The sequence below is a fragment of the Paenibacillus haidiansis genome (assembly GCF_036553665.1).
Taxonomy (GTDB): domain Bacteria; phylum Bacillota; class Bacilli; order Paenibacillales; family Paenibacillaceae; genus Fontibacillus; species Fontibacillus haidiansis.
In genome coordinates this window covers 227,278-249,374 of the sequence record NZ_JAZHPZ010000003.1, presented here as the reverse complement: position 1 = coordinate 249,374, position 22,097 = coordinate 227,278, and the positions used below count along the sequence as shown (strand labels likewise).

Below are 22,097 nucleotides of genomic sequence, written 5' to 3'. Positions count from 1 at the left end.
AATACATCATGACAACCCCGGTACAAGACAAACTCAATAGACCCTTGCACGATTTGCGGATTTCCGTGACGGACCGCTGCAATTTTCGCTGCACCTATTGCATGCCGAAGGAGATCTTTGGCGATGACTATGCTTTTTTGCCGCGGGATCAACTGTTGTCTTTCGAAGAAATCGGGCGGCTGGCGGAGCTGTTTATTTCCCTGGGGGTCAGAAAAATCAGAATAACCGGCGGGGAGCCGCTGCTGCGACGCGATCTTGCCAAGCTGGTCGAGCGGATTGCCGCGACGCCCGGAGTCGAAGATATCGCCATGACGACAAACGGCCTGCTGCTGCACCGGCATGCGGAGGAGCTCTTTGCCGCGGGATTGAGACGGCTTAATATTAGTCTCGACGCGCTTGATCCGGAAATATTCGGGAAGATGAACGGCAGAGGAATCCAGCCCGAGCGGATTCTGGAGAACATTGACCTCGCCTGCAGGATCGGATACGAAGTTAAGGTGAATATGGTCGTCCAGAAAGGGATGAACGATTCACAGATCATTCCGATGGCCGAATATTTCAAGGATCGCAATATTACACTGCGCATGATCGAATTCATGGATGCCGGCACCGGTAACGGCTGGAGCTACGAGAAAGTGACGACGAAAGCCGAAATGCTGACTCTCCTTGGGCAAAGATATGAGCTTCAACCGGTGCGGCCCGCTTATTACGGCGAAGTGGCCAAATATTATCGTTACGACAATAGCTCGGCCAAGCTCGGCTTTATCACTTCGGTGTCCGAATCGTTCTGCTCCGCCTGTACGCGGGCCAGACTTTCTTCGGAAGGCAAGCTGTACACCTGTCTTTTCGCCACTGCCGGATACGATCTGCGGGATATGCTGCGCTCGGGAGCGTCGGACGAACAATTGCTGGATGCCATCCGCACCGTATGGACCGGCCGGACCGACCGTTATTCCGACGAGCGGACGGAGTATACGGCCAAGCACCGGAGCAAGATCGGGATGTCGTACATCGGCGGCTAGCCCGGAAGCCGGGGCTAGCTTGTTTTTATAACAAACCGGGAAACGAATCCCGAGCCATAGAAGGTTCCTTATCCGTGCACTTCGCTGCGGACTGGAACCTTCTTTTTATTATCCCATAATTATAATGGTTGTGAATAATTGACATTTACCAAAAATGAAATAATATATAAAAATATAACAATCATTCTATGAATAAAGGAGTGGATGCTATGCTTTTATTTTGTATACCGTATGCCGGGAGTTCGAGCGCTCTCTATCATAACTGGAAAAACTATATCGATGATGAAAGAATTCAATTGTGCAATATTGAATTGAAGGGTAAAGGAGGAAGGTATAACGAAGAAAAATATATCGATTTCAAAGATGCGGTAGAGGATATTTATAATACATATATTGAGCAAGCTATTTTTGATCAGGAATATGCAATTTTCGGACATAGTATGGGAGCCGTATTGGCATATGAGCTATATTATAAAATCAAAGAGAATAATATGCCATTGCCGAAACATATTTTCTTCTCAAGTATGAGATTACCCTTTCAAAGGATAGAACCAATACATGAGTTACCCAAAGATAAGTTTTTGGATTATATGTTGAAGCTGGGAGGTTTTGATAAAGATATATTGGAAAATGAGGAATTGTTGGATTTTTGCTTAGAAATTTTGCGGAATGATTATCGGATTATGAACACTTATACATACCAAGAAAATAGAGAAGCTCTGGATTGTAAAATATCTGTATTATACGGAAATGATGAAATATTACCTCAGAATTATAGTCGGGATTTACGGACAATTTTAGGAAAGCAGTGTGAATTTTATAAATTTGAAGGAGGGCATTTCTTCATTAATAACAATTTCCAGCAAGTAATTGGCTTAATAAATGACACGCTTCTTAATGTTTCTGAAGAGTTTAAATATTACAAATTACTCAAGCAGCAAACAAGAATTTGGTATGTCGATCAAATCAATAAAGACTCAGCGATTAATAACATCGGCGGAAGAGTAAAAATTCATGGCCATGTTGATTATGGCACTTTGGATCAGGCCTATAATCTGCTATTGAAAAATACAGACTTGCTTCGTTTAAGAATCGGCGAAAAAGACCAGAAACCCTATCAGTATATTGATAAATATAGTAAGGAAACACTTGATTTTATGGATTTTAGTAAGGAGAAGGAACCTTTACAAAGTTGTTTGGATTGGATAAATCGTATTATATCTATCGGAATTCCGCTTGAAGGGAAGAAGCTGTACTATCTTTCCTTATACAAGTTAAGTCAATTTGAATATGGAATTCTCTTTGTAGGTCATCATATAGCGTTTGACGGGTGGTCAATCGGCATCTTGCAGAGAAGTATTTTACAAATGTACGGAAATTTGCTTAATCATGACACGATCCGTTTGGACCCGATGGTTTCTCTGGATCAAAGGCTGGCAAATGAAGAGAAGTATGAGTTAAGCCGTTTACATAAAGATGAACAATATTGGCTGGAGAAGGTTAAGGAAATAAGTGAAGAAAATTATTATAATACTTTCTCTGAGTTAAAAGGTGCGCGGAAAGAGTTCGTCATCCCTGTTAATGTACATAATAAATTAATGGATTTTGTCGCCCAATCCAAAATCTCCATAAACACTTTTTTCGTAACTTTAATGTACTTATTTATGTATAAAACTACGAATAGTGAATCATTGGCCATTGGCCTGCCTATATATAACCGTAACGGGAAACAGCAAAAAAATACGATTGGCATGTTTACAAATACTGTGGTTTGCGCGATAAAAGTAGATTCTACAGCCAGCTTTAGCAATTTAATTGCCCAAGTAGAATCGGAAATTAAGAAATGTTTATATCACCAGCAATATCCTTATGATTTATTGGTAAAACAAAGTGGGATAGAACAATATGGCTATAACAGTCTGTATAAAAATAGTGTCAACTTTTATAACTTTGATTTTATAACAAGTAATAATGAGTTATCGATGGAGATTGATGAATTATATTGCGGGGAACAGACATATTCGTTGCAAATGATTGTTAAGCAATTTAAACAGGAATATCTTCAATTATGTTATGATTATAAACTTAGTGAATACGATGAGCATGAAATTGAAATTATGTATGGCAGCATGCTGAATATGTTGAATCAGGTAATAAGCAATCCAGCGGTCTCCATCCGTGATATTCAATTGATAGATGAAGAGGAAAGATATTATAAACAGATTCAATTTAATAATACAAAAAGCAACTACCCTCGCGAAAAGACAACTATTCAATTATTTGAGGAGCAAGTTCAAAAGACTCCGGATGCAGCTGCCGTTGAAAGTGGTAAAGAAAGGATTACGTTCAGAGAATTGGACGAACTTTCCAATCAAATAGCAAACTTTCTTAATGAAAAGAATGTTACGAAGAATTCCGTAGTAGGCATAATGATATCGCCATCGATTTACCTGATCGCATGTATATTGGCGGTGCTAAAAAAAGGAGCAATATATCTTCCGATTGATGCGGAATATCCGGAAGAAAGAGTAAGATATGAACTTGACGATTCAAACTGTGTTTTGTTGCTTACGGACGAATTGAATATTTCAAATAAATCTTGTGACACTCAAATTGTTAATATAACAGAAATTGCAACTGACAAATATTCAAAAGAGTTTCAGACGGTTAAATGTAACTCTAATGATATTGTGTATATCATTTATACTTCAGGTTCCACAGGAAAGCCTAAAGGTGTGTTGATCAAGCAAGGCGGTTTGGTAAATTATTTGTGGTGGGCCGCTAAAAATTATCTTAAAGACGCAGAAGAAAGCATGCCTCTATTTACCTCCATTGCATTTGATTTGACTATTACCACTATCTTTGCCCCAATAATATCAGGCAATAAAATCATCTGTTATCCTCATAAAAACGGGGAGCCCATACTGAAAAAGATTATTGAGGATAATCGTTGTACGGTCATGAAGCTTACCCCATCACATTTGAAATTACTTGAATCCGATAATAATACAGAAACAAAACTGAAGAGATTAATCGTCGGGGGAGAAGAACTTAAGGTTCGCACAGCCAAAAATGTTACAGAAGCATTCGGCGGTAAAATTGAGATCTATAATGAGTACGGGCCGACAGAGACGGTAGTGGGCTGTATGATTCATAAATATGATGTGGTTTGTGACCATAAATACTCTGTTCCGATCGGTTATCCGGCCGATAATGTACAGATTTATATTCTGAATAAAGATCTAAATATTGTCCCTGACGGTATTCCGGGTGAAATGTATATTGGTGGCGATGGTGTCTCCAAAGGATATTTAAATCAGGAAGACACAACGAATAGAAGCTTTATTCCGAATCCGTTTGTGACCGGCGAGTTAATGTATCGGACCTTTGATACAGCCAAATATGTGAGCAATGGCGGGATAGAATATCTGGGCAGAAATGATAACCAGATGAAGATGCATGGATATCGAATCGAGTTGGGTGAAATTGAAAATTGTTTACAAGAATATGAATGCATTGATGATGCTGTTGTTATTTGTAATACTGATAATTCAGGCAAACAGTCATTAGACGCATATTTAGTTAGTGAAAAAAATCCCGAAGTTGTAGATATTAGAAATTGGTTATTAACATATCTTCCTCACTATATGATCCCAGGCAGATACTTTTTTATGGATAAGATCCCACTAACCACAAACGGTAAAGTTGATCATAGATTATTGCCGAAACAGCAAATAAATGAAATCCCTTTTGCGGAAGCATCCACTCCACATCAAAAGGTATTGGTCGATATTATGAAAGAAGTATTGGAAGCGGAATCTATCAGCATGAATGATTATTTCTATAATCTTGGGGGGGATTCCATTAGCGCCATTCTGATATCGTCGAAACTCAAAGAAGAACATTACGAGATTTCCGTTAAGGATATTATAATGAGTGCCACAATCCATGAGATTGCTGACAAGATGCAGTATATATCCCGGAAGTCGCCGACAGACGATATTTGTGAGGGATTTATAAGAAAAACACCAATAATGAGATGGTTTTTTGCTCAGGAACTAAATAATCCTAATTGGTATAACCACCACTTGTTTATTGAGATGAGTATGGATTTTAATTATGATTTGGTAAATAAATCCATTCATTCGCTAATTTCCTATGAAGATACGCTTAGACTAAAATATGATACGAAGTCAGGCGAATTTTATTATGAAAATGTAAATACTTATGATAAACCAATAGAAGAATATGACTTATCCGATTATGCTATTCATGAACAGAAAGAGATGGTAAACAGAATCGGAATGAAATTATCAAAAGAAATTGATATGAGTAATTCCATGTTTCAAAAATGCGTCATACATACAGATACAAATACCTGGGGACTTCTTTTTGTGGCGCACCACTTAATTATAGACGGTATTTCATGGAGAATTCTTGTAGAGGATTTTCTGTATGCCATGCAAAATCAAGGCGTGATTGACAAGAAAATCCACCGTACATCCTATCAACATTGGGCAAATGAATTAATCGAATACAGTGAGAAGAAGGATTTGTCATATGAAATAGATTATTGGAATGCTATTGAAGATACGAATATGGGGTATCACCCGGATTCAATATCTGATCAAGCAACCTATTCAACTGTTGAATGTGAATGTATTCACCTGGACGCAATGGAAATAACTGACCTTGCTAAAGAAGCCAAGGAAAAATTAAATGTGGACTTAAATGAAATATTACTGATTGGACTTGTACTTTCTGTTTATGAAATTTATCGGTCGGAGGATATCGTCATTGAAAATGAAGGACACGGAAGGGAGGAAATTGGGGAAGAGCTTGATATTTCAAGAACGATCGGCTGGTTTACTACCATTTACCCCATTCATTTTAAAGTGAATTCGGCTGATCTGGATTCAAATCTTCGGTATTTAAAGGAACAGATAAAAGCAGTTCCCAATAAGGGATTTAATTACCAAGTTCTAAGGTACTTAAATCAAAAAATAAAACATAACAGCAGAAAATATATCCGATTTAACTTCTTAGGTAATTATAATTCCATGTTAAGACCGGATGAAATCATAGATTTAGACATGAGCTTGGTTAGCGACCCTCTCAATAAGTTGAGTTCGCTTATCGACATAAATAGTTATATCAAAGACAACAGTTTAATAATAAGAATTGAATTCAGTAAGGAGATGTATCGGCAGGAAACCATCCACAGATTAGCTGACACGTACACTGCTCAACTGATGAGCCTTATGAATTATTTTAAATATGAAACAAGTAAACAGTTTACTCCGTCAGATTTTGATACGATTAACCTTAGCTTTGAGGATTTGGATAAACTTTTTAATTAAAATGCTATACAAATTATAGAGACTTTTGCTGAAGTAGCTGAAAGCTATGGAGCGGAAGTCTCTTTTTGTTGGACTAAATGAGCTAATATATTGGGATTATTTTGAGTGATAAATTGTACATTAGGGCGAAAGCAAATATGAGATAATATTCCATGGAAAATAAAGGTGTTCGAAGAAATGTAAGGAACCAGGTATTTGTATGAGATAATATTAAAAAGGAGATTTTTTATGGTAATAAACAATAAGAATGCAATGAAGCAAACTTACAAATTGGCAGGGTATAGTTATTCGACGGAAGAATCGCTGGAAGCTAGAAATAATGGAAAGCTGTTATGCCTGAGATTAGACACCAACTATAACTGCAACTTACGCTGTGCTTATTGCTACTCATACTCAGATAGTAAGGTAAAGATGGAACCGATGTCTTTAGAAGATGTTAAAGGAATTATAGATCAAGCATGCGAATTGGGTCTAAAGTCAATCGTCTACTTGGGCGGCGGAGAACCTACGATGTATCCCGATTTTATTCCTTTAGTAGAATATATGCATTCCAAAAATGTTATCCCGGTCATTTTCACCAATGGTTTGCTAATGACAGAGAGCCTGGCGAAGAAATTATACGATTTAAATGCCAGTGTCATCGTTAAATTTGATGGTTTTGAAGAAACCCAAAATATATTAACGGGGAAGGGAACATTTACTAAAATAAGATCGGCATTAGAGATATTAATGAATACGGGCTTTAATAAACGCACTGAAAATAATGTTACTAGATTAGGAGCTGCTCCTTGTATCTGTACTACGAATTATCATGAAATTCCTGAAATTTGGAGATATTTAAGAGATAATTTTATATTCCCTGATTTTGAGAGAGCAACCGTAGTCGGGAATGCTACAGATAGTCTTGCAATCAGTGAAGAACAGGTTTATCAATTGCTCAACAATCTAATGAAGATAGACAGCGATGAATTCAATATTAAATGGGACTCCCCATACACATCAATTCCTGGTCACAGCTGCAATATTTTTCAATCCGGCTGCCACATCACCGCAACACAAGAAGTTTCATTATGTCCCGAAATTCCTCCAGTAGCCAGTCTTAAGGATAAATCTTTAAAAGAAATTCTTAATGCTCCCCCTTTTAAGGAAACCAGATACCTAGAGAAATATATAACAGAGCCATGTGCTAGTTGTGAATACATGAAAGAATGTTTTGGTGGTTGCAGATCCAAGGCTTATTATTGTAAAGGTTCACTTTTTGCGGAAGATCCATATTGTATTATTGCAAATTCAAAATTGGACGAAGAAATGAAGAAATTGTACGGAGTAAAAGAAACAGTGAAATAAAGTTTAAATTCCGAAGAAGGAAAATGAAAACAAACAATAGAGAAGGTTGAAAGTATGGGTTGGTTCTATGAGAATCGATAAGAATAATGTTGAAGACATTTTTGCGTTGAGTCCTTTGCAAGAAGGTATGGTTTTTCAATTTATCAATGAGACAAGTGAACATACAAATATAATACAGTTCTCCGTAACGATTCATGGGGCTTTGGATGTTAATAAATTTCACGAAGCATGGAAACATGTTTTTAATAATAATGAAGTGTTGCGGACTATATTTAGATGGGAAGGAATTCAAAAACCGGTCCAAATCGTTCTAAAACATACGGAAATGGATTTTGAGTATACTAATGTTTCCGATGAAGAAGCTGTTAACAGACAAATACTTATAGAGCAAATTAAAACAAGAGCTAAAAATGCAATTGATATCAGGTTTAAACCTATAGTGATTCGACTATGCAAAACGTCCATGGATAAATATGAAATGATCATAACAAACCATCATATATTATACGATGGGTGGAGCAACAGCATTATACTTAATGAATTTATCGATTCTTATTGCCAGCTTTACCACGGCCAGCCTCTGACAACGACTCATAAGAACAAGTATAAGTCTTTTATTAAACAAATTGAGCAGTGTGATAAAGAAAAGTCGGATAAATATTGGGAACAATATTTTAACGGTTTTTCGGAAAAGACCTCTTTGCCCAAAATTAAAGGTACAGCCAATTCATCGATTTCAGTAAATCATGTGAAATACACCTTTACCGAAGAAGAGACCAACCTAATCCATGCGTATTTAAAAACTCACAAAATATCTTTAGCTACTTTATTTTTTAGCGCTTGGGGAATTTTATTGCAAAAATACAATGATACGGATGATGTTGTTTTTGGTACAACCGTTTCCGGGAGAAATGTTGCTCTTAAAGGAATTGATAATATGGTTGGTTTATTTATTAATACTATTCCTTTAAGAATAATGGCCAAAGACGATGATACAATAGAAAATCTATTTCAAAATGTTAGCAATATGTTATTGGAAAGAGAACAGTATGAACATACACCTTTAGTAAAAATTAAGCATCACTCCCGCATGACGGACAATCTGTTCGACTCCATTGTTGTGGTGGAAAATTATCCGTTAGATATAAATAAATTGCAAAATAATATTTTGACGGCAGAGTCTTTTCGAATCGATGAAAATAACGGCTTCGATTTAACACTAATGGTAACGCTAATTCATTCTATTGAAATTACGTTAATGTATCGAGGAGAAGTATTTGAACGCGAAATTGTAAATGCATTGATGAATCATTTGGTAAATATTATCAAACAGATGCTAGAAAATTCATTAACGAGAATATCATCCATAGATCTATTGTCCAACGATGAAAAGAATAAAATACTATTCACATTTAACGATACAAAAGCAGAATTATCTAATGACGAAACACTACATAAATTATTTGAAAAACAAGTCCAAACAACGCCAAATAAAGTTGCCGTATTATATAATGACGCAAAATTAACCTATAACGAGTTGAATAATAAAGCGAATCAATTGGCAAGAAGGCTGAGACAACTGGGAATAAAAGAAGGCAGCGTTGTATGCATCATGACGGACAGATCATTCGAGATGATGATTGGTCTTATGGCTATTTTAAAATCAGGTGGAGCATATTTACCATTAAGTAAAGATTACCCCGCTGAAAGAATTGATTACATACTTAAGGACAGCGGAGCCCAAGTTCTGTTGGCGGACATCGGAACTCCATATTTTGATCATAGCGGAATAGATTTCATGGATCTATCAGACGAGGCAAATTATTTGGGCGATGCGAGTAATCTGGAGACAGATTCCAACGGAAATAGTTTAGCTTATATTTTATATACTTCGGGTTCTACAGGTAAACCTAAGGGCGTGATGGTAGAACACTACACGGTCATTAATTATATTAAATTTAGACAGAGAAAATGTCCTATCGGTGAACGGGACGTCATATTGCAAAAAACAACTTATACATTCGATGTATCTGTCTGGGAACTTTTTTGGTGGTCCTTTTACGGGGCGAGTGTTTGTATGCTTAAACCCGAAGCCGAAAAGGAACCCAAAGAGATTATTGAGGCCGTTTATAAATATCGAGTGACCATGATGCATTTTGTACCCTCAATGTTGGGTACTTTCTTGGAATATGTAAGACATGATCTAGATGGTGAGAAAGTAAAAAGTTTAAGGTATGTGTTTTCCAGTGGCGAAGCATTACTCATGCAGCATGTGAATCTATTTAATGAACTCCTATATAAGAAATATGATATTAAACTAGTCAATTTATACGGCCCTACAGAGGCGACGATTGATGTAACCTATTATGAATGCTTCTCTGATCATGATCTGGATAAAGTCCCGATTGGTAAGCCAATTGATAATGTTAAGTTACTTGTACTGGATAAACATCTTAATCTTGTACCTGTAGGTGTTAAAGGTGAATTATTTATATCCGGACATTGTTTGGCAAGAGGATATTTCAATAATCCTGGATTAACGTCGGAAAAGTTTATAGAGAATCCTTACCTGCCCGGATATAAAATGTATAAAAGCGGAGACTTGGTTCGCTGGCTGCCGGATGGGAATATTGAATATTTTGGCCGCAAAGATAATCAGGTGAAAATCCGTGGTTTTAGAATTGAATTAGAAGAAATTCGTACACATATTTTACAAATTGAAGGCATACGGGAAGCCGTAGTCCTTGTAAGAGAGAAGGACAGTGGAGATAACTATCTGTGTGCATATTATGCAACTGATGCTGATATAGACTTGTTGCATATCAAAAAGCAATTAAAAAATGTACTGCCTGGGTATATGATCCCTTCATATTTCGTGAAAATGGAAAAATTACCGATAGGCTTAAATGGAAAGATGAATACCAAAGCGCTTCCGGAACCCGATAATGCATTTCCTGCAGCTCATAAGTATATTGAACCCAGAAACGAAATCGAAGAGAAGCTTTGTTTAGCCTTTCAGGAAATTCTGGGGATTAATAAAGTTGGGATCAGAGATGATTTTTTTGATCTTGGAGGAGATTCCATTAAAGCTATTCAAATAGCTTCGTGGCTAAATAATCATCAATTGTCGGTGCAAGTCAAGGATATATTACGGCATCCTGCGATAGAAGATTTATACGATTTTATCGTAGTAAAAGACAATACTGAACCAGCGCAAATGATTTCAGGAGAATTTCAATTATCGCCAATACAAAAGTGGTTTTTTGAAAAAGATTTTGAAAATATGAATCATTGGAATCAGTTTGTGATCCTAAACAGTAAAACAAAGCTGGAGAAAGAGACAATCATTAAAGTTTTCAATAAAATTATCGAACATCATGATACTTTAAGAATTAAATTTTCAAGAAGAAACGGTAAATATATTCAGGCATATGGAGAAGTAGGAACAGAATATTACAATTTTAAAGTCATAGATCTAACACAGTCGTCTGACCTTGAGGATGCAATGAAAAAAGAGACGGATAAAATACAAGGCATGGTTGATATCGAAAAGGGGCCGGCTATTCAACTTGGATTATTTAAAACCGCTTATGGCGATAGACTGTTAATCGTTATTCATCATCTATTAGTGGACGGCATATCTTGGCGCATTATTATAGAAGATTTTATTAACGGTTATCAAAAAGTCTCCAGTAATACACCTTTTTATTTGGACAGTAAAACCGACTCTTACAAGAAGTGGGTTGAAACAATCAATGATAATAATGTAAGAAAAAGTTGTATGAAAGATTTGAGTTATTGGCAAAAAATTGAGTCCGTCGAAACTAATCGATTACCAATGGATCGTTCTAATAAGGATAATAAATCCTATAATTCGGATACAATAGAGGTGGAATTATCTGAAAAAGATACATTTGATTTTGTAAAAAATGCGAATAAAGCGTATCGCACCAATTCTGAAGACCTATTATTAGCGGCGCTTGGAATTGCACTGGCAAAATGGATAAATTCAGATGGAAAATTCAAAATTAATATGGAGGGACATGGTAGGGAAGAGGTATCCGATCATGTAAATGTGACAAGAACTATTGGATGGTTTACTTCAATCTATCCTGTTTTACTAGATATAAATATGAATAAGCATCTGTCCTATATTATCAAAAGTGTAAAAGAAAATTTAAGAAATGTACCTAATCACGGATTTTCTTATAATGTATTGAAATATTCGGGCGATTCGGAAAACGGAGAAAGAGAAATTATTACCGTGAGCAACACGGATACGATTTCTTTTAACTATTTAGGAGAATTTACTCTTACTGCTCCTTGCGACTGGTTAGATACATCAAATATAAATGCTGGACTGTCTGTAAGTCCTGCATCAGAGCGTGTATACGATTTAGAGATTTACGGAATGATTATTGATAAAAAATTAACCTTTACCTTTAGCTACAATAAGGAAGCGATTGATCCAATCCAGTTGAAAAAGTTAATTGATTATTTTATTGGCAGCTTAGAAGAAATAAAACAACACTGTATAAATAAAAAGCATATGGAATTAACCGCTTATGATTTGGGATGCACTGGTTTAGATATTGATGAATTTGATACATTAATCGGAAATTTCAAAGATAATGTTTCAAAGATTTACAGTTTATCTCCAATGCAAGAAGGAATCATGTATCATACGATGCTTAGCAATAGAAAAGATATTTACTGTGAGCAAATCACTTTTGATTTGGTCGGGGATGTGGATCTCGCTTTACTCGAAATGAGTCTTAATAAAATTACTGAAAGACATGAAAGCTTAAGGACTCGTTTTGTATATGAGGGATTGAGCGCCCCCCAGCAAGTCGTTCTTACGCAATCTAAAAGTCATATCCACAAAGAAAGACTCCTTAGCTTACACGAGCATGAGCAAATCAATTACATTGAAGAATTCATAAAGAATGACAGAGAACGAGGCTTTGATTTATCTAAAGACCAGTTGTTCAGAATATCGATTCTGCAGACCGCTCCAAGCGTTTGTAAAATCGTATTTTGCTATCATCATATAATTATGGATGGATGGAGCTGCGGAATTGTACTTAATGAATTATATCAAACATATGAATCTCTAAAAAATCAAAAGCAATTAAATCTCCCCTCAGCTCCGTCTTATGGCAACTACATTAAGTGGCTGGATAATCGGAACAAAGTGGAGGCTAATTCGTTCTGGAAGGAATATCTGGATAAATATGAGTATGAAAATATATTGTCCAGATTCGGGAAATCAAAGGGGCAAAACAGGTATAAAGAAAGTCATTACTCAGGATATATAAATAGCAATTTAACGGAAAAATTAAACTCATTTGCAGCAAGTAACAAAATAACGCTTAACACAATTTTAAATACGACATGGGGAATAATGCTGCAAAGATACAATAATACTGAGGATGTGACTTTTGGAACCGTAGTATCGGGTAGATTTCCAGAGGTGCCAAGCGTGAATAATATGGTAGGTCTATTCATAAATACGGTACCCGTGAGAGTTACGTGTAACAGTAATGAACAGTTTGTTCAAGTATTAACTCAGATTCAAAACGATACTATAAATAGAGATGAATTCAGTTATTATCCTTTAACTGAAATTCAAAACAGTTCTAAATTGAAGCAGAATTTAATAGACCACATTGTTGTGTTGGAAAATTATCCTTTTGACAATCATATCTTTCTTAAAGGGGAAGCGGGAATTAAGTTTACAAATATTACATCGTTGGGACTTACAAGTTATGACCTAAATGTTGTGTTTATTCCTAACGATAATCGACTTCAGGTGAGATACGAATACAATGAATTCGTGTATGATCGCGCTTTTGTAAATGATTTGCACAATCATTACATTTGTATAATTGAGCAGATCATAGATCATCCAGAGGTCAAAGTTAATGAATTAAAATTGGATTCTTTTATGAAAAATGAATCAGTTGCGGATGATCTTGAAACGGCAGATTTTGATTTTTAAGTTTAACAGTATGATATGACGGAGGCACAAAATGAGTGAACATACAATAGATTGTTTATTTATTGGCCATAATGAAATGAAATTTGAAGAATATCTGAATAAAGTTGAGAAGATGGGGAAGGATTCGGGGGCTTACAGGGATTTGAATTTGAGCTTTGTCAAGTATAAAGATAGGATGTATACCGCTCCAGATCTTTATAATAAGTTCTATTCTAAAGTGAATCCAAATGATAGAGTAAGTAAGCCTTTAGCAATAGGAAATACATTCAGTTTAACGATTGCATATTTAGGAACCTACTTATATCGTAGAGGATTCAGTATTGATTATGTAAATTCATTTCAGAATGATAAGCAAAAACTAGCGGATAAATTGAAAAATAACAATATTTTAACTATAGCGATTCCTACTACTTTGTACACCTCGATGTTTCCAATATTGGAAATCATCAATTTTGTTAAGAGATATAATACTACGGCAAAGATTATAATTGGTGGCCCCTTTATCGCAACCCAAATGAAAACACAAGATGAAACGATCGTGCAAGATTTATTTAAAACGATTGGTGCAGATTATTACATTAATAATTCTGAGGGGGAAGGCGCCTTGGTTGAATTATTAAGGGCAATGAAAAGCGGCGCTCCTGTTCATGATATAAAAAGCTTATCATTCAAAGACACTAATGGTTTTAGAACAAATGAATCCGTATTTGAAAATAATTCGTTAGATGAGAATTCTGTCGAATGGAAATTGTTTTCGGATGACATTGGCAAATTTGTAGCAGTGCGGACGTCAATTTCTTGTCCGTTTTCATGTTCGTTCTGCGGATTCCCTCAACATGCGGGGAAATATAGAACATGCAGTATTGAGAGTATTGAAAGGGAATTGAATCGAATTAATGAGCTCGGACAAATACAAAGTGTTTCATTTATTGATGATACTTTTAATGTACCTAAGGAAAGATTTAAAGAAATCCTGCGCATGATGATCAGAAACAAATATAAATTTAAATGGAATTCGCATTACCGTTGCCAGTTTGCCGATAGAGAGACTATAGAATTAATGAAGGAAAGCGGATGTGAAGGCGTATTTCTCGGAATTGAATCCGGAAATCAAACGATCTTACAAAACATGAATAAACATGCCAAGCTGGACGATTACAGGAAGGGAATCGCGCTATTAAATGAATATGATATAACAACGCATGCTTCTTTTATTATCGGGTTTCCTGGTGAAGATGAAGAAACGGTAAAGGACACGATCGCTTTTATTGAAGAAACAAAACCAACCTTTTTTAGAGCCCAACTCTGGTATTGTGATCCATTTACCCCGATCTGGCAAGAACGTAAAAAATACGGAATAACCGGCTCACAATTTGAGTGGAAGCACAAATCCATGGATTCTCGTAGAGCTTGCGATATTATTGACAGTATTTTTCTTACCGTAAAAAACTCAATTTGGTTGCCACAAAATAACTTTGAATTTGAAGGTGTATTTCAATTACTCCATCGTAATATGGAACTTGGGCAGATTAAAAAATTTGTAAATGCGTTTAATCAAGGAATTAAAAACAAATTAACTAAGGAATATCTTAATGAAATCAATGAAGACGCCATAATTGACATAAAACAGTCCATTTATAGTGAAAAATTTCACGAAAATAATGATAGTAAATTACTAATATCAAGCGATGAGGATTTGTTTATGATGGAAGCCGGGTTTGATCTGGAATAAGGAGGGAAGAATTATGAATGAGCTTGAACGAAATTTAATGCTATCAAGTAGCGAGTATATAAATCAAAAAGAATATTGGTTAGCTTTAATGTCAGATCATTACGCAAAAACAACCTTTTTTATAGATTCCAATCTCCAGAATGAGGGGAAACCGACGATAGAAAACGCAGAATTTATTATGTCTCAGGCATTAGCTGCGAGTATTCTAAGGCTGTGCAAAAACTCGGATCTCTCATTATATATTATGCTTTTGGCAGCATTAAAAACACTTATTTATCGTTACACGGGAAATAAGGATATTTTAGTAGGCTCGCCGGTTTACAATAAGATAAAAACTGAGAGAACCTTAAATGATTTGGTTGTCCTAAGGGATGATATAAATGGTGAGAGTTCATTTAAGGAATTTTTGCTGAACGTAAGAAAAACGACATTAGACGCATATAAGAATCAAGATTACCCTTTATATAAAATTGAAGATCTGGGGATTTCCGAAGAGGATGGGTATACCGGTTTCTTTGATGTGATATGTTCTTTAAGTAATATACATGGGGATCTGCATGAAAATGATCTGTTCAATGTGTTTGCCTTTGAACGGGAAGGAGAAAATATCCAAGTTCATATCAGATATAATGCCGATTCTTTTATAAAGCGTACCATGAAACAAATATGGCAGGACTATACAAGTCTGTTAATGGCCATTGTTGCCGATATTAATACCCCACTGTGCCGGATTAACTTTTTATCAGATACGGAAGAGAATCTTTTAAACTCCTTTAATGATACCTATGCAGAATTTGATAAAACCAAAACACTCAGTGAGATTTTCGAAGAGCAAGCAGAGCAATATGCTAATCATATAGCGGTAGTATACGAAGAGGAAGCTATCACCTATAAAGAATTGAATGAAAGGGCAAATCAATTAGCACGGATATTGAGAAAATGGGGAGTACAACAAGAAACTATTGTTGCCATCAGGGTAGATCAGTCGATTCATATGATAATTAGCATTTTGGCCGTTCTTAAAGCCGGTGGAGCATACTTGCCAATCGATGCAAGCTATCCTAAAGATTTGGTTGAGTATATGCTGTCTGATAGCGGAGCATCTATCTTACTAACAAAGAAACAAATGGAGAACAGCGTTAAATTTATTGGAACAACAGTAATGCTTGATGACTCAAATATTTATATAGATGATGACGTTACTAATCTGAATGTAATCAATAACCTTCATAACACGGCTTATATTATTTATACATCAGGAACTACCGGAAGACCAAAAGGGGTGGTGGTCGAACAAGGGAATGTTCTTACCTATATTAATGCTTTTTATAATGAGTTTAATGTAAGTGAAAAGGATACGATTCTAGTTCATGCTTCTTACTCATTTGATCACTTTGTTGAAGAGGTCTATCCGGTTTTATTAAAAGGCGGGAAATTGGTTATCGTTAAGAAAAGCGATATCTTAGATATTGATGTATTCGCTAATATTGTCCAGAGGAACCAAATAAATATCGTAAGTGTATCTCCGCATGTATTAAATGAGTTGAATAAACTGACTGAGGACAAACTTAGCGGTATCAGGCTATTTCTCAGTGGCGGAGATGCTCTCAAAAAAGAGTATATATCCGAATTAATTAAATATGGACTTGTATACAATACGTATGGACCTTCTGAAGCTACAGTATGCGCTTCTTATTATAAATGCTCAGATACTCTCCATGAAAATGTCTTGATTGGTAAACCAATAAGTAACTATACTATTCATATTTTGGACCAAAACTTAAATCAATTACCGATTGGTGTACCGGGCGAAATCTTTATATCCGGTGAAGCTGTAACAAGATGTTATTTAAATAAGCCTGACATTACTATCGATAAATATCTGAACAATCCATATTCGGGCAGTCGAATGTACAAAACGGGGGATATGGGTAGATGGTTATGGGATGGCAATATTGAATTCATGGGTAGAAAGGATAATCAGATCAAAATTAGAGGATATCGTATAGAACTTCAGCAAATTGAAAGTGCAATACTTAGATTTGATAATGTCAAAGAAGCCTTTGTTATGGACAGAGAGGATAAATATGGAGTCAAGTATTTATGTGCTTATATGACTTCCGATCATAAGTTGGACATTTTCGCATTAAAACAATATTTATTGGCCGAATTACCAGCCTATATGGTTCCGGCTTATTTGATTCAGCTTGATTTGATGCCCATGACACTTAATGGATTTAAAGTAGAAAAAAGCGAATTGCCTGATCCCCATGAAGGATTTAGCGCAGGCATAGACTATGTGGCACCTAAGAATGAAATACAGAGAAGAATCAGCAATATATGGAGGGAAGTATTAGGAATTACTCATAGTGAAATAGGAATATATAACAATTTCTTTGATTTGGGTGGACATTCACTAAACGCTATGAAAGTAGTGTCGAGTATAAATAAAGAATTTAAATTGAATTTACCGTTATCTATTATTTTTGATTTTATGACAATAGATGAATTATCCCATAAGATCAGTGAGTTTAGTGCAAACAAATATTCAATATTAGAAAGGCAGCCAATTCGAGAGTATTATCCGGTATCCACTGCACAGAGAAGAATTTATCTCTCACAGCAATTTGACGAGAGAGGGACTAGCTATAATATTCCCATGGCTCTATTGATCAATGGGGAATTAAATAAAACTGACATTACCAATATTTTACAAAATATGACGGATAGGCATGAGTCTTTTAGAACGTCTTTTGAAATAGTAAATGATGAACTTATGCAAAAAGTCAATCCCAATGTCCAATTTAAAATGCATTATTTAGAGAATGCAAATGAAAATATCGATGAATTGATTGAGGAACTAATACAACCTTTTGATCTTAGCATAGCCCCCTTGGTTCGAGGTTATCTTATCCAAATTGGAACAAATAAACATTTATTATTTATGGATATGCATCATATTATTTCGGACGGCATATCGATGGATATTATCGCTGAAGAGTTTCGAAAACTATATATGGGCGAGAATCTGGAACCTTTGAAAATTCAGTATAAAGATTTCGCCATGTGGCAAAATAATCTAATTCATAATGATTTGATTGTTGATCAAAGAGATTACTGGAAAGATCAATTAAAGGGAGAGCTTCCTATAATCGATTTGCCTTTGGATTATCCAAGGCCTGATCATCATCAATTTAACGGAGCTAAAATTTATTTTGACATTGGACAAGAATTGAGTTCAAAGCTAAAGGTACTGACAGAAAATGAAGGAGTTACACTGTATGTAATTTTGCTGGCCGCATATAATGTGCTGCTGGCGAAATATACAAATAACCCGGATATTATCGTGGGCTCGCCAGTTATTGGCAGGACACATCCTGACACCTATGGCATTGTAGGTATGTTTATTAATACGCTTCCTTTACGGAACTATCCTGAGGAGGCTAAAACATTTCATAGCTTTTTACAAGAAGTAAAGACTAATACATTAAAAAGTTTTGAAAACCAAGATTATCCTATTGATCTTATCATGGAACAAATAAATTCTTCGGATCATAGGAGGAGAGCGCTTTACGACACACTTTTTACTATGCAAAACACCAATTTGAAAGAAATGAAAGTAGGCAAGCTTGATATTTCAATATATCCAATTAAAAGCAAGACTTCGAAAATGGATTTAATATGGGATGTTATTGAAGTGGGGGAGAATATCCGTTTTTCACTGGAATATTGCACTGATATTTTTGTAGAAGAAACAGTAAAAGAATTCATTATTTACTTCAAGAATATATTAAATATGATTTGTGAAAATATTGAAATTAAAATCAAGGACATTGAATTATTAAGCAACCAGGAGAAGGCGGAAATTAATAATAAGATTCAAATTTTACAACCAAATACGACAATCGATTTTGAATTTTAAATGGTGAGATGATGAACACAAAGAAAAAGCGGATGAAAAGTGTTGGCATATGTCTAGTAATTATCATTCTAATAAACATATTGTTACCTATTCAGGGATCAGCGGATAACTCGACGGAAACGTTTATGGAATCCCTGGATCATCAAATACCTAAACTAATGAACAAATATCACGTTCCCGGAATATCAATAGGAATTATACATAATAGCAAAGTCACAAATATTAAAAATTACGGGTATGCGGACAAAAGGGCTAAAGAAACGATTCACAATGATACTTACTATCAGGTCGGATCCATTTCAAAATCGGTAACAGCTTGGGGAATAATGAAATTGGTAGAACAGGGGGAATTAGACCTCGACAAGCCTGTATCACAATACCTTACAAGATGGAAGTTACCCGAAACGGCATTTAAGCGGGAAATAACGATAAGACAGTTATTGTCTCATACATCCGGAATTGCGGAACAGAATTATTCGGGTTACAAAGAATTTGAAGATCTCCCCACATTGGAACAGTCTTTATCGGGGGAGGCACCGCATGTTCAGCCTATTAAAATGGTTGCAGAACCAGGAACGGAATACATCTATTCCGGCGCAGGATTTACTTTACTACAGCTTATCATTGAAGAGGTATCCGGAACTTCCTTTAGTCAATTTATGCAAGGTGAAATTCTTAGTCCGCTTGGGATGAATCACAGTACTTTCCATTGGGATCAACAAGTGCAAAAGAAGATAGCAAAAGGCTACAATTTATTTGCCTGGCCGCATGATGACAGATATTTCACGGAAGAGGCGGCTGCCGGCCTTTATACAACGGTGGAAGATATGGCAAACTTTGTCCTAGCCTCCATATATGGCACAGACGAAAATCAGTTGCTATCGAATGACTCACTTCAGTTGATGTACACTCCAGAGAAGATAGGTGATACACCAACGGGGTATGGATTAGGTCATAATGTGTTCAGTATGTTGAATGGGAATACAGTTATTACTCATAATGGCATGAATATAGGTTGGAACTCACAGTATTTTGTAATACCCGATAGAGGGGAAGGAATTGTTATTTTAACAAATAGTGAAGTAGGCAATCTAATAATTAGTTATATATTCAGCAAATGGTCCGAATGGCAAACCGGAGAAGTGTCTACCTTTTATACAAAAAGGCAAATGATTAATGAGATATATACAATCGCCGCATTTATCCTATCCGTTATTTTATTGATTAGAGTTGTCTTTTTTATTAAAAAAATCAAGACCCGGAAGAGAAAGTTCGGTTTACATGTAAATAATAAACAATATTTAATAATATTATTTAAATTGATAGCTCCAATATTATTCGCTCTAGCGTGGTGGTTTTTGCTCTATTATCCATGGTATGAAGGCGGTTGGACGGCTGCTACCGTTCTGCCCTATGAAGTCATCCGCGTTACATATGCAGTAAGTGCATGGTGTTGTTATTTTGCTCTAAAAGCTTTATTCGTTAAGGAAGCGATATTATTAAAATTTGATTTTAAGGGGGATTGTTTGTGAAATATTACACAGTTGCAGCTGATTTTAAGAAAGAAACCATAGACGGCTATGCTAAATTAAATGCTAATTATAAGGATTCGAAAGTATTGGAGACGTACGGCCAGGCAACCATTGGAGGTATTCTTGAAGGCGGCAGGGTGCTGGACGATATACCGGCTATAAGTTTTAAGGAACTTCAAGATTATATTGAATATTCTAATTCGAAAGGAATCGGATTTAACTATTCTTTGAATGGTTCATGCATGGGTAATAAAGAGTTTACAGAAGATGGCGTTAAAGAGATCAAAGGGTTTTTGTACAAATTATATGATATTGGCGTTAGAGGCTTAACTGTAGCTCTTCCTTCCCTGATTGAAATCATCAAATCTACAGGGTTAGACTTTGAAATCAAGGCTTCTATCATAACGAAGATAGATAATGTGAACAAAGCTTTATTTTATAAATCAATGGGTTGTGAAAGAATCGTCACGGATGAAAGTCTAAATAGAAGTTTTAAAGATCTAAAAAACATAAGACAAGCATATGGCGAGAAGGTAGAAATAATTATTAATTCTTTATGCCATAAGGACTGTGCATACAGAATGTTTCATTATAATCAAACGGCTCATGATTCGGTGGATAAGATGACCCACTCCATAAATACATTTTATAACCACAGATGTATGCTCAAGAGGGCTGAAAATGTAGGTGAGGTATTTAAACTATGTTGGGTGAGACCCGAGGATATTAAGCTGTATGAAGAAATTGGAATAACATACTACAAAGTACAAGGACGGCATACTGTATCCGGCGGTGACCCGATAAGAGCTTTGGAATGTTATTTTAAGCAGTCATTTGACGGGAATCTGATCGATCTGTTAGAACTGTTCAATTCACCTTATAATTTTAAGTTTAATCTCGATAATAAAAAACTGGATGGTTTTATAAAGCCATTTAAGGAAGTAGACAATTTCTGTAAGCGGAATTGTTATAGTTGCGGTTATTGTGAGCGGTTTGCTCAGAAAAATTTAGATTATGATGAAGCTGTACAAATAAATAAATTAGCAACGGAATTTTACGAAAATTGCGATGAATTCAAAAATCTAATAAATGTCGAATACGTTAAAGACGAGAATGATGAGGATAAATTGGTATCCGTTGAAGGTAATAAATTCGACTTTAATTAATATCTCGATGGAACT

General features: G+C 35.6%; 8 protein-coding genes. All 8 read left to right on the top strand.

Going from position 1 to position 22,097, the window contains the following annotated elements; translation table 11 throughout:
- The first annotated feature begins 8 nt into the window (after positions 1-8).
- Positions 9-1,022 carry a GTP 3',8-cyclase MoaA gene (moaA, locus tag V3851_RS08135; protein ID WP_414859282.1) on the top strand — a complete coding sequence of 338 codons (1,014 nt, stop codon included), beginning with the start codon at positions 9-11 and terminating at the stop codon, positions 1,020-1,022.
- Positions 1,023-1,231: 209 nt separating this feature from the next.
- A complete protein-coding gene (locus tag V3851_RS08130) occupies positions 1,232-6,382 on the top strand; it encodes an amino acid adenylation domain-containing protein (protein ID WP_331846025.1) in 5,151 nt (1,716 codons plus the stop codon).
- 228 nt (positions 6,383-6,610) lie between these two features.
- On the top strand, positions 6,611-7,729 hold the full coding sequence (locus tag V3851_RS08125) for a radical SAM/SPASM domain-containing protein (protein ID WP_331846024.1): 1,119 nt from the start codon (positions 6,611-6,613) through the stop codon (positions 7,727-7,729).
- A 67-nt stretch (positions 7,730-7,796) separates the two neighbouring features.
- Positions 7,797-13,730, top strand: a complete 5,934-nt coding sequence (locus V3851_RS08120) for an amino acid adenylation domain-containing protein (protein ID WP_331846023.1) — start codon at positions 7,797-7,799, stop codon at positions 13,728-13,730.
- A 31-nt stretch (positions 13,731-13,761) separates the two neighbouring features.
- Complete coding sequence (locus V3851_RS08115) at positions 13,762-15,462, top strand: PhpK family radical SAM P-methyltransferase (protein ID WP_331846022.1); 1,701 nt, start codon at positions 13,762-13,764, stop codon at positions 15,460-15,462.
- A 13-nt stretch (positions 15,463-15,475) separates the two neighbouring features.
- Entirely contained in the window at positions 15,476-19,384 is a 3,909-nt protein-coding gene (locus V3851_RS08110) for an amino acid adenylation domain-containing protein (protein ID WP_331846021.1), read from the top strand.
- Between the two features lie 125 nt (positions 19,385-19,509).
- Complete coding sequence (locus V3851_RS08105) at positions 19,510-20,916, top strand: serine hydrolase domain-containing protein (protein WP_331846020.1); 1,407 nt, start codon at positions 19,510-19,512, stop codon at positions 20,914-20,916.
- Entirely contained in the window at positions 20,913-22,082 is a 1,170-nt protein-coding gene (locus tag V3851_RS08100; RefSeq protein WP_331846019.1) for a U32 family peptidase, read from the top strand. Before V3851_RS08105 ends, V3851_RS08100 begins: the two co-directional genes overlap by 4 nt.
- The last annotated feature ends 15 nt before the right edge of the window (positions 22,083-22,097 follow it).